Genomic DNA, 11902 nt, shown 5'->3' with positions numbered 1-11902 from the left:
GTATGGAGTGCGCCAACGTTAGGCGCGATCGACATTTCATTATCATTCAAAATAACAATCATATCGGTCTTTTCATGTCCAATGTGATTCAGTGCTTCTAAAGCCATTCCACCTGTAAGAGCTCCATCCCCGATAATGGGAATAATATGGTTTTTATCTTTTTTAATATCACGTGCAGCTGCCATACCCATCGCAGCAGACAACGAAGTTGAGCTGTGACCTGTTTCCCAAACATCATGTTCACTTTCATTGCGCTTTGGAAAACCGCACAACCCTTTAAATTGACGTAATGTATCAAATTGATTTGCCCGACCAGTCAATATTTTATGGACATACGCTTGATGTCCTACATCCCATATAAATTTATCATCTGGACTATTAAAAATACGGTGAAGAGATACAGTCAGTTCGACCACACCCAAGTTAGGACCAATATGTCCACCAGTGACCGATAATTTTTCAATTAAAAACGAACGAATATCTTCACTTAAAGTCAATAGTTCATCTTGAGATAATTCTTTAATAAAGGATGGACTTGTAATTGTATTTAAATCCACCGACATCACACACCTTTACACAATACTTGCGATTATTATCTTTCATTATATCAATGTCGTACGAATGTACAAACATTAACTATTTGCTGCGATTAACGATGTAAGCAGCCAATTCATCCAATAGACCAGGCTCACTTGAAATGTAGCGAAGTGATTCGATAGATTGGTTATAGTGCCAATCCCGTTTTATTTTTGCTCCATCCAATGTTAATAATGCAGGGTACGTATTTTTTTCACTCGCAACATCTTTTCCAGCAGTTTTTCCTAATGACTCTGTGGTTCCTTCAATATCCAAAATATCATCCTGAATTTGAAATGCCAGTCCGATATGGAAACCAAAATCTTGCAACGCTTTTCTAGTACGGGCATCCGCCGAAGCCAAAATCGCACCTGCTACAATACTAAAGGATAATAAAGCACCCGTTTTATTGATATGTATGGTTTCCAATTCTTCTACAGAAATGATTTTTCTTTCGCTTTCAATATCCAAGACTTGTCCGCCAACCATACCTTCAGCTCCTGCGGCCTCGCTCATCAATTGTATAAGTTCCATTTTGTCTTCTGCGGATACTGTTTTCAAACGAGAAAGCACACCAAAACTATATGTTAACAATCCATCTCCAGCTAAAATCGCCAACGCATCCCCATAAACTTTATGGTTAGTTAATTTCCCTCGGCGGTAATCATCATTATCCATGCTGGGTAGGTCATCATGGATTAGAGAATAGGTATGAACCATTTCAATAGCTGCTCCAACAGTAGAGGCTTCTGAATGTTTAACTTGTAAAAAGTCTAAGACAGCCAGCAAAAATAAAGGCCTTACCCTTTTGCCTCCTGCAGCCAATGAATAATTCATCGCTTCTTTCAAAATTTCCGGTGCATTAATCGACTGAACTTGCTCGGTCAATTGACGGTCTATTTCTGGAATATTCAGTTCAGTAAAATTTTGCAAACAAGTCATTGTGAAGTATCCTCTTTTTCGATGGCTTCAAATGGCACTTTTTCACCGCTGTCATCCATGATTGAAATCAATTGTTTTTCTGCATTGTGCAATTTCTCGTGGCATACCGTCGACATTTCCATTCCCTTTTTATAAAGTGAAATGGCATCCTCAAGAGGAACATCGCCTTGTTCCAGCTGACGTACAATTTCCTCTAATTGTTGAATTGCTTGGTCAAAAGATACGTTGGTTTTTGTCATGATGATTCTCCTTTAGACTGTTTGTTTATAGAGTCTATAGATGCGATTATGACTCCATCTTGTAATTTGATATGAAGTGGTTGATCTGGATTGATATCTTCAATTGATTTGACAACTTGATCATTTTGATAGGTCAGACTGTAGCCCCGATCCATGATTTTCAGAGGGTTCAATGCTTCCAGTAACTGAATCATATTACTGAAAGAACGACCTTTCGTTTGCACATTTTTTTGAGCTGCCATATGCAAACGTTGTTGAGAAGCCTGTACATTTTTTTGATGTAGCAAAACCATTCTTTGTGGATTTTGCAATGTCAGACGCATGGTTTGCTGTGCAAGATGTTGTTGTTTTTGTTGGAAAATCTTACGCCCGTTTCTCTCCATCTGTTCATTCGCTCGGGTCAGTCTTTCAACAAACGGTCGGTATAATCTTTCAGGATAGGCCAGTGGATATGCAGACATCACCCGCGTCAACCTTTTTCGCTCCTGTGATAAAATTGCCGTGACGATCGATACCATTTGCGATTTTCTATTGGATACACGTTCAAGCAAATCCAGTTGATTTGGTACGGCAAGCTCTGCTGCTGCAGTTGGCGTTGGTGCACGAAGATCTGAGACATAGTCAGCGATTGTCGTATCCGTTTCATGGCCGACAGCACTGATAATAGGAATGGTACTATTCGCAATTTCCCGCGCAACGATTTCTTCGTTGAAAGCCCATAAGTCTTCAATCGACCCGCCCCCGCGTCCAACAATACAAACATCAAGATCCGGATAGCTATGAGCACGTTTTAATGCTTTTACGATACTTGGCGCTGCACCAGCCCCTTGAACCAGAGCTGGAAAAATGATAACTTCTGCCAAAGGATATCGGCGGCTCAAAGTCGTGACAATATCCCGAATGGCTGCACCTGTAGAAGCTGTAATAACACCAATCTTTTGAGGGTATTTTGGTATCTGTTTCTTTCTAGAAGGATGGAAAAGTCCTTCTTTCGCCAGTTTTTCTTTCAGCTGTTCAAAGGCTACAAATAGTTCACCTATACCATCAGGCTGCATCAATTGTGCATACAACTGATATTGGCCTGAGCCTTCATAAACATTCACATCACCTTGCAAAAGAACATTCATTCCGCTCTCCGGTTTAAATTTCAAACTCCTTGCTTGTGCTGCAAACATAACAGCAGGCATTCTTGTTTGATCGTCTTTAATTGTGAAGTAAATGTGTCCGCTTGTATGTATTTTGACATTGGATAGTTCCCCTTTGACATAAACATTTCGCAAATGGGGATCCGCATCAAATTTTCTTTTTATGTATTTGGTCAGTGCTTTCACTGTTAAATATGTCGAAGCAGTCACGTGCATTCAAACTCCTCACGAAGAAGAAATAGAAAAGCTGTCTTTCTATAAGAAAAACAGCTTCTTCCCTTTATTTTACCTGTTTTAACTTCATTTGTCTTGACGCAACTCATTTTCCGCAGATTGTACGGTGTTGGCCATTAACATGGTGATTGTCATGGGTCCCACTCCGCCTGGAACAGGTGTTATGTATGAAGCCTTTTCTTTTACCGCTTCAAAATCCACATCTCCACACAGTCGATTGTTTTCATCACGATTCATACCTACATCGATGACGACCGCTCCGTTTTTGACGTATTCACTCGTAATGAATTTCGTTTTACCAACTGCCACCACGAGAATATCAGCCTGCAAGGTAATTTCTTGTAGGTTCGGCGTCTTAGAATGCGCATATGTCACGGTTGCGTCTTTTTGTAAAAGTAATTGGCCCATTGGTTTTCCTACAATATGGCTACGTCCTATGACAACAGCGTGTTTGCCTGCAAGGTCAATCCCAGAGTATTCCAGAAGTTTCATGACCCCGTATGGCGTGCATGGAAGGAAAGTCTCCTGTCCGAGCATCATTTTCCCCACACTGATTGGATGGAAACCATCTACATCCTTAGTTGGGGAAATGGCTGCCAACACGGCAGATTCTCCAATGTGCTTCGGTAATGGTAACTGTACTAATATGCCATGAATGGTTGGGTCTTCATTCAGTGATTGAATCGTACGCACGAGTTCACTTTCAGTTAAATCTGACTCAAAAGAAAGTAAACGTGAATTCATGCCAAGTGCTTCACACGTTTTTTGTTTATTGGAAACATAGGTTTTCGAAGCTGCGTTGTCACCGACTAAAATAACCGCTAAGCCTGGAATAATGCCTTGATTTTTTAAGTGAATGATACGTTCGGATAAATCATTGCGTATCGCTTGTCCAATTTCTTTTCCATTAATTAATGCACTCGACATGACTTTATTCCCCCTGTTGTCAGTTAGAAGTCTCGACCGTATATTTAGATAGAACTCCGTTCACAAACTTGCTTGATTTCTCATCACCAAACGTTTTACATAATTCAATCGCTTCATTCATGACTACTTTTGAAGGTGCATCCTGCATAAATAACAATTCATAAACTGCCAAGCGCAATACCGTGCGTTCGATCTTAGGTAAACGATCCAAAGACCAATTTTCTAACTTTGTTTTAAGTGATTCATCTATTTGCGTTAGTTGTTCAGTCGTTCCACGTACAAGCTTTTCATAGAAAGGATCATTGTCGCCATCTAAAACGTGGCTCATTGCATCTTCTATTGTTAACTCGGTGTTTTCTAACTGAAACAAAGTTTGCAACGCTTTTTCACGGGCTTCTCTACGTTTCATGGGTAGTCTCCTTTTATATGCATTCGAACACATCATAGCATATTTTGCGGGCACAAGACATCCTCAAAGGGAAGTTCGAATGTTCAGAAAAAGTACTCCATCAAATTTCGGACTGAAGTGAAAATCACTTAATCTCATCCAACGTAATAACCTATCCTTTTTATTATTGTTTATTAACGTTATCTTTGCTCGAAAGCCCAAGAAGTTCGGCCATTACTATGCGCGTTTCAATCATTTCCCCCAATAAAAATGAGGCTCATTTCAATCAAGAAATGAGCCTCTTCCTATTTAAATCGCTAATTTTTCTGAGAATTGGCTATTGTAAAGATCTGCATAGAAACCATTTCTCTCCAATAGCTCAACATGATTCCCTTGTTCAATCACTTTTCCTTGGTCCATCACCAAAATCAAATCCGCATCCTTAATCGTTGACAGACGATGGGCAATAACAAAGCTAGTACGGTCTTCCATCAAACGGTTCATCGCCTTTTGGATGAAGATTTCCGTCCGTGTGTCCACACTGGAAGTAGCTTCATCCAATATCATGATAGGTGGATCTGCCAGGACCGCTCGTGCGATTGTCAGAAGTTGTTTTTGCCCTTGTGATATATTCGAAGCTTCTTCGTTCAACACGGTTTCATAACCATCCGGTAGCGTACGGATGAAATGATCAGCATGGGCCGTACGGGCAGCCTCGAAGATTTCTTCATCCGTTGAACCACTTTTTCCATACGCGATATTGTCCTTGATCGTTCCATTGAAGAGCCACGTATCCTGAAGAACCATTCCAAAACTCTTGCGGAGATCGTTTCGGGACATGTTCCGTGTGTCAAGACCATCGATTTTGATCTTTCCGCCATTGAGTTCATAAAATCTCATCAATAGATTGATCATCGTCGTTTTTCCTGCCCCGGTAGGCCCAACGATTGCAACGGTCTGACCAGGCAACACATCGATGTTCATGTCTTGGATCAACAAATCATCTTCATACCCAAAATCCACATGTTCGAATGTCACAGCGCCATTGGCACGCTCCAGACTATCGGTCGTCACTTCTGTCATCTCTTCTGCTTCATCGAGCAGTTCAAATACCCGCTCTGCAGCTGCAACCGTGGACTGAATGATGTTCGCGATGTTGGCTGTTTGTGTGATTGGTTGTGTAAACTGTTTTGAATAAGTGATGAAAGCTTGTATGTCACCTATTGAGATGGCACGCTGCGTTACCAAAATTCCGCCCACAACACTGATTAGGACATAACTTAAATTCCCAATGAAGAACATCATCGGCATGATGATACCTGAAATGAATTGAGCTTTGCTTCCCGCTTCATACAATACTTCATTGACCTTATCAAACTGAGCAACGGACTTTTTCTCATGCCCGAACGCTTTAACCACTTGGTGACCAGTATACATTTCTTCAATGTGCCCATTCAGCTGGCCAAGTGTACGCTGCTGATCGGCAAAGTGTTTTTGGGATTTTTTCAGGATCGGTTTTATCACAAATATAGACAGCGGTAAACTGACAATTGATATCAGCGTCAATAATGGACTGATCGAAAGCATCATGATGATAATCCCTAATATTGTCACGATTGAGGTAATGAATTGAGTTAGACTTTGTTGCAACGTGCTCCCTATTGTATCGATATCATTTGTCATACGGCTGAGCGTTTCGCCGTTTGATCGGCCATCAAAATATTTGAGCGGCAGTTTTTCAAGCTTATGATTGACGTCTTCCCTTAGATCGTAAACCGTTTCCTGTGCAACACTCGACATAATATATTGTTGCACATAGTTGAAAAGGCTACTTAAAACATAGAGCCCAACAAGGACCAGAAGAATCTGCCCAATTTTATCGAAATTGATGGCTGCACCAGGTATCCCTTGGAATTTCCCGTATGCACCTTCAAATAGTTCCGTGATTGCCGTCCCCATTATTTTTGGTCCAACGATCATAAATATGGTACTCAAGATTGCTGCAAAGAAAACGGCAACCAATTTATTTCGGCGCGGCTTCAAATAAGTCAAAAGACGTCTCAGTGTCCCTTTGAAATCTTTTGCTTTTTGCCCGCCCATCATCATCATGTTACCGCCACCAGGTCCTTGCCCCGGCCCACCACTTTGAGGTTTTTTTTGATTGGTCATGCGATTTCCTCCTCTGAAAGCTGTGATAAGGCGATTTCACGGTATACATCATTTGTTGCAAGCAACTCTTGGTGAGTACCCAAACCGACTATTCGTCCTTCGTCCAACACGATGATCCGATTCGCGTCGACCACTGTGCTGACACGTTGTGCAACCAGTAACACCGTCGCATTTTTCGTTTCATCTTTCAAGGCTGCCCGGAGTTTGGCATCTGTCTTGAAATCAAGTGCGGAAAAGCTGTCATCGAATATATAAAGATCCGGTTTTCGAATGAGCGCTCTAGCTATTGACAGCCGTTGCTTTTGCCCGCCGGACAAGTTCGAGCCACCTTGTTCGATTTCTGCAGCATAGCCTTCTTTCATCTTGCCAATGAAATCATCTGCTTGTGCAATAGCAGCCGCGTGCTCCATTTCATCCTGCGAGGCATCCTGTTTTCCGAAGCGAATGTTATCGGCAATCGTTCCCGTGAAAAGTATAGCTTTTTGTGGAACGAAACCGATTTTCGAACGGATTTCATCTTGTGACGCCTTACGGATATCAACACCGTTTACGCGAATGCTTCCACTTGAAATGTCATAAAACCGTGGAATCAAATTGACGAGAGTTGATTTCCCAGATCCTGTTCCGCCAATGATGGCGGTAATTTCACCAGGTTTAGCAGTAAAACTGATGTCTGATAAGGCAGGTTCTTCCGCTCCTGGATAGCTGAATGTCACATGCTCAAATTCAAGCGTCCCTCTTTCACGATTTGCCTTTTCCGTTCCTTCATCTAAGAAAGACGGTTTCATTTCCAGTACTTCGTTAATCCGTTTCGCCGACACAGCAGCACGTGGAATCATGACGAACATCATGGATGCCATGACAAGAGCAAACATGATTTGCATGACGTATTGGATAAACGCCATCAGGTCACCGATTTGCATTGCTCCATTATCGATCCGAATCCCACCGAACCAAATGATTCCGACGACTGTTAAGTTCATGACAAGCATCATTACAGGCATCAAAAACGCCATGACTTTATTTACTTTAATCGAAACATCCGTCAACTCTTTATTTGCTTGCTTCATTCGCACTTTCTCTTCGGTTTCCCGATTGAACGCGCGAATGACGCGAATCCCCGTGAGGTTCTCGCGTAAGACCAGATTCAAGCGATCCAGACGTTCTTGCACCGTTTGAAAAAGGGGTACCCCTTTTTTCAGAATCAGCAGGACGGAACCAATCAATACAGGCATGGTGGCAACAATCACCAATGATAATTTGGCATCTTTCGATACGGCCATGATGACCCCGCCTATTAACATGATCGGTGCACTGACAACCATTCTGAGCATCATGATGACGACTTGCTGGACTTGCGTGATGTCATTCGTTGTTCTCGTGATCAGTGAAGCGGTTCCCACCTCGTCAAATTCCTGCAATGAAAACTTCCCGACATGATTGAAGACTTTTCTGCGAATGTCACGTCCGAGTCCCATAGCCGCTTTGGAAGAATAATAGCTTGCAATGACTGATGCAGTGGCTCCAAGTGATGAAACCAACAGCATGAATCCTCCAATTTTCCATATATAAGGGGTGTCTCCCGTAACAACACCTTTATCAATGATGTCCGCCATCAGTGTTGGTAAAAAGAGGTCAGCCATCGATTGAATGAATACGAGTCCGACAACCGCGAATACAAGCCACTTATAAACGGATAAATATTTCAGTAATTTTATCAATTTGAACACTCCTCTTGTCCCAGTTCTTCCAGATGCTTTGTAATTTGTTGATGGGTACCAAGCAGTTCCTCGAATTGCTTATCAGTCAGGGATTCCGCAACCGATTGAAATGTTTGGTGAATGCCATTTTCTTGCATATGAATCTCTTTGATCCGTGCCAATCCATTTTCGCTGAGTGACAACAAAACCTCCCGTCGATTCCCTTCGACTTGTTGACGGTTCAGCAAACCTTCCCGTACCAACCCATCTACGGCTTGACTCAGAGTACTTTTAGGGAGAAAGGTTTTCTCGCCCACGTTTTTTTGAGTCATGTCCTTATGGATGACGATGGTCATCAATATTGTGTACTGGGGAATGGATAATCCATTTTCCACCGCTGACTTCTGGACGAACCTCATCATGTTCTTTTGAATGTTCGAAAATGAACGTAATAATTGAATGGACTTTGTTAAATTTTGATTTTCATTGTCCAATTGACTCCTCACCATTCCTTCCTAAACGAACTGTTCTAAATCGAACAGTTCGTTTTTGGTCTTTCAAATTTACTCTCATTATAAGAGATTGTCAATCTATCAGCACGAAAAAAGACCTTACCCAAGTGAATGCACACATGAAAGGTCTTTGCTTTTGTAGTATTTACTTGTCATCTTCTTTTGTTTTCGTAAACTCTGCGGATAACTGGTGGTCCTCTACTTGTTTATCGGCAATTCCATTATGAGGATGTGGTTGATGTCGCGCATTTTTTACGCACTAAATTGTGCTGTTACCCCAAACTTGATTATCAAAACAAAAAACACCGTCCGGATAGACCGAACGATGTTGTGAGTTATTCGTTTGTTGTTTCTTTTTGTTGTTCGAACTGAATGCCAGTAATATGGACATTCACTTCTTGTGTTTCAAGTAACGTCATATTTAAAATTGCTTGACGCACTTGACTTTGAACTTCTTTGGCTACTTTAGGAATCGACGCGCCGTATTTCACAGTGCAATAAATTTCAACAAATAGACCTTGATCAGTCAATTCTGTCTTGATTCCTTTACCGTGAACTTTTTTGCCGAGACGTTCGGCAACTCCTGTTGCAAAACTTCCACGGGTACCGGCCACTCCCTCAACATCTGTGGTGGCAATTCCAGCGATTACTTCTAAAACCTCTGGTGCTACTTCAATCTTTCCTAACTCTTCTTTACCAGACGGAATCATTTGCAAATAAGCTGTTGTTGTTTTTTCAGCCATTCCAATCATCCTTTCCTAGGAATTCATGACGTCGTATTTCTCTAAAAACTTCGTATCGAAATCACCAGATTTGAATTCTTCATGGTCCATCAATTTTGCATGGAAAGGAATTGTTGTATGAACACCCTCTACAACAAACTCACTCAGTGCACGCTTCATTTTYGCAACCGCTTCTTCACGGGTATCTGCATAAGTAATCAGTTTTGCGACCATTGAATCATAGTAAGGAGGAATGCTGTAGCCTGAATACATTGCTGAATCCACGCGTACACCATATCCGCCCGGCGCTAAATACATATCAACTTTACCCGCTGAAGGCATGAAGTTTTTCGAAGGGTTTTCAGCGTTAATGCGACACTCAATTGCCCAACCTTTAATTTTCACGTCATCTTGTGTATAAGCTAATTTTTCACCAGAAGCGACTTTAAGTTGTTGTTGAATCAAATCAATGCCGGTTACCATTTCAGTAACAGGATGTTCAACTTGAATACGCGTATTCATTTCCATAAAGTAAAACTTTTGATTGATGTGATCGAATATAAATTCAACTGTCCCTGCACTGCGATAATTAACGGCTAGGGCAGCTTTAACAGCCGCGTCACCCATCTGATTACGAATTTCCGGGGATAGCGCTGGAGATGGTGCTTCTTCTACTAGTTTTTGCATACGGCGTTGAATTGAACAATCACGTTCCCCTAAATGAATCGCATTGCCAAAACTATCAGCCAAAACTTGAATTTCAACATGACGGAAAATTTCAATGAACTTCTCAATATAGACACCAGGGTTTCCAAAAGCAGCAGCTGCTTCTTTTTGTGTAATCTGAATGCCTTTAACAAGTTCTTCTTCCGTACGTGCGACACGAATACCTTTACCGCCACCACCGGCAGTTGCCTTAATAATGACCGGGAATCCTATTTCACGAGCGATTTCCAGACCTTCTTTTTCATCCGCAACAATACCTGTGGATCCAGGCACAACCGGTACGCCTGCTTTTCGCATTGTTTCACGCGCTACATCCTTCGTACCCATTCTGGAGATAGCGTCAGAAGTAGGACCGATGAACGTTATATTACATTGTTCACACAGCTCCGCGAAACTCGCATTCTCTGCCAAAAAGCCATAACCGGGATGAATGCCATCACAACCCGTTAACTTTGCAACACTGATAATATTGCTGAAGTTCAAGTAACTATCTTTCGATTGTTTTGGACCGATACAATAAGCTTCATCTGCCATTTGAACATGCAACGCTTCACGATCAGCTTCCGAATAGACGGCAACTGTTTCGATATCCAACTCTTTACACGCACGAATAATACGAACCGCGATTTCACCACGGTTAGCAATTAATACTTTTTTCATCATCCGTTCCCCCTCAGTTCGCTTTTACTAAGAACAGAGGTTGGCCGTACTCTACGAGTTGTCCATCTTTTACTAAAATTTCTACAATCTCGCCAGACACTTCTGCTTCGATTTCGTTGAATAATTTCATCGCTTCCACAATACATACAATCCCGTCTTCTGTTACTTTATCACCTACTTGAACATATGCCGGTGTATCCGGTGAAGATGACTGATAGAAAGTTCCTACCATTGGTGAAGAAATTTTAAGAAGAGATTCATCATTAACAGCTGATTCTTTCGTCTCTACATTTGCAATTGTTTCTTTTACAGTTTGAGCAACCGGTGTTGGATTCACTTCTACTGCCACTGGAGCTTCAACAGCAGGTGCCGCTGGTTTTGATTGAGGTACAACTGTTTCAGTAGATACATGTACACCATTCTTTTTCAGTTTAACTTTCGTGCCTTCTGACTCGTAAATAAACTCATCAATGGATGAGTGGTCAATTAATTTAATAATTTCACGAATTTCTTGTACTTTTAACATACCGAACTCCCCTTACCCTATATCGAATTACGTTCCTCTTCTATTTTAGACGTTATTGAGAAAATTTGAAATAGATAACCTAAATTTTTTAAGAGTTGGTCCTAATCCGAAAGGTGAAGAAGCCCGTTTTAGTCTGACACCGGCGTTGATAAACAAGGTTTCCTTTGCGACGAATAACCGCAGGAGCAATGATTCGATTTTAATCCGGCATGGTTTTGTTTAAGAAAAATGAAAAAAAGGACCATATCGGCCCTTTTCGTTCATTATGAAGCTGGTTGGAATGCTACCGTTACTTTTTTTGCATCTTCCCATTGTTTCATTACGATGTGAATAATTTCATTTGCTTGTGATTTTCCAAGTTCATCAGCGATTACAGTTACATCTACTTTCCCTGTATCTGTCTGTACATAGGCATCTGAGTAACCTAGTGAACGAA

The 11902-nt window shown here is 41.4% G+C and carries 13 protein-coding genes; all 13 read right to left on the bottom strand.

Going from position 1 to position 11902, the window contains the following annotated elements:
• The coding region (locus AC1DSB_RS06910) for a 1-deoxy-D-xylulose-5-phosphate synthase N-terminal domain-containing protein (RefSeq protein WP_477586217.1) at positions 1-557 on the bottom strand (557 nt) is incomplete at its 3' end.
• A 79-nt stretch (positions 558-636) separates the two neighbouring features.
• Positions 637-1518, bottom strand: coding sequence for a polyprenyl synthetase family protein (locus AC1DSB_RS06905; RefSeq protein WP_477531827.1), 882 nt, complete (start codon positions 1516-1518; stop codon positions 637-639).
• Positions 1515-1757: an exodeoxyribonuclease VII small subunit gene (locus AC1DSB_RS06900; RefSeq protein WP_477531828.1), complete on the bottom strand. Its 243-nt coding sequence runs from the start codon at positions 1755-1757 to the stop codon at positions 1515-1517. The genes AC1DSB_RS06905 and AC1DSB_RS06900 overlap by 4 nt, the downstream gene beginning before the upstream one ends.
• Positions 1754-3112, bottom strand: coding sequence for an exodeoxyribonuclease VII large subunit (gene xseA, locus AC1DSB_RS06895; protein WP_477531829.1), 1359 nt, complete (start codon positions 3110-3112; stop codon positions 1754-1756). Before xseA ends, AC1DSB_RS06900 begins: the two co-directional genes overlap by 4 nt.
• 90 nt (positions 3113-3202) lie before the next feature.
• Complete coding sequence (gene folD, locus AC1DSB_RS06890; RefSeq protein ID WP_477531830.1) at positions 3203-4063, bottom strand: bifunctional methylenetetrahydrofolate dehydrogenase/methenyltetrahydrofolate cyclohydrolase FolD; 861 nt, start codon at positions 4061-4063, stop codon at positions 3203-3205.
• Positions 4064-4082: 19 nt separating this feature from the next.
• Positions 4083-4472: a transcription antitermination factor NusB gene (gene nusB, locus AC1DSB_RS06885; RefSeq protein ID WP_016426971.1), complete on the bottom strand. Its 390-nt coding sequence runs from the start codon at positions 4470-4472 to the stop codon at positions 4083-4085.
• A gap of 288 nt (positions 4473-4760) precedes the next feature.
• Positions 4761-6620 carry an ABC transporter ATP-binding protein gene (locus tag AC1DSB_RS06880; protein WP_477531831.1) on the bottom strand — a complete coding sequence of 620 codons (1860 nt, stop codon included), beginning with the start codon at positions 6618-6620 and terminating at the stop codon, positions 4761-4763.
• On the bottom strand, positions 6617-8341 hold the full coding sequence (locus tag AC1DSB_RS06875; RefSeq protein WP_477531832.1) for an ABC transporter ATP-binding protein: 1725 nt from the start codon (positions 8339-8341) through the stop codon (positions 6617-6619). The genes AC1DSB_RS06880 and AC1DSB_RS06875 overlap by 4 nt, the downstream gene beginning before the upstream one ends.
• Positions 8338-8814 carry a MarR family winged helix-turn-helix transcriptional regulator gene (locus AC1DSB_RS06870; protein WP_477531833.1) on the bottom strand — a complete coding sequence of 159 codons (477 nt, stop codon included), beginning with the start codon at positions 8812-8814 and terminating at the stop codon, positions 8338-8340. Before AC1DSB_RS06870 ends, AC1DSB_RS06875 begins: the two co-directional genes overlap by 4 nt.
• A 353-nt stretch (positions 8815-9167) precedes the next feature.
• Complete coding sequence (locus AC1DSB_RS06865) at positions 9168-9575, bottom strand: Asp23/Gls24 family envelope stress response protein (protein ID WP_016426967.1); 408 nt, start codon at positions 9573-9575, stop codon at positions 9168-9170.
• A gap of 15 nt (positions 9576-9590) precedes the next feature.
• Positions 9591-10943: an acetyl-CoA carboxylase biotin carboxylase subunit gene (accC, locus tag AC1DSB_RS06860; protein ID WP_016426966.1), complete on the bottom strand. Its 1353-nt coding sequence runs from the start codon at positions 10941-10943 to the stop codon at positions 9591-9593.
• A 10-nt stretch (positions 10944-10953) separates the two neighbouring features.
• Entirely contained in the window at positions 10954-11466 is a 513-nt protein-coding gene (gene accB / locus AC1DSB_RS06855) for an acetyl-CoA carboxylase biotin carboxyl carrier protein (protein ID WP_016426965.1), read from the bottom strand.
• 263 nt (positions 11467-11729) lie between these two features.
• Positions 11730-11902: SpoIIIAH-like family protein (locus AC1DSB_RS06850; protein ID WP_477586219.1), on the bottom strand; the 173-nt coding region annotated here is incomplete at its 5' end.

The sequence above is a fragment of the Paenisporosarcina sp. P4_E4_2 genome (assembly GCF_056401595.1).
The sequence above is the reverse complement of the archived record's forward strand: the minus strand, read 5'-3'. Positions and strand labels throughout refer to the sequence as shown.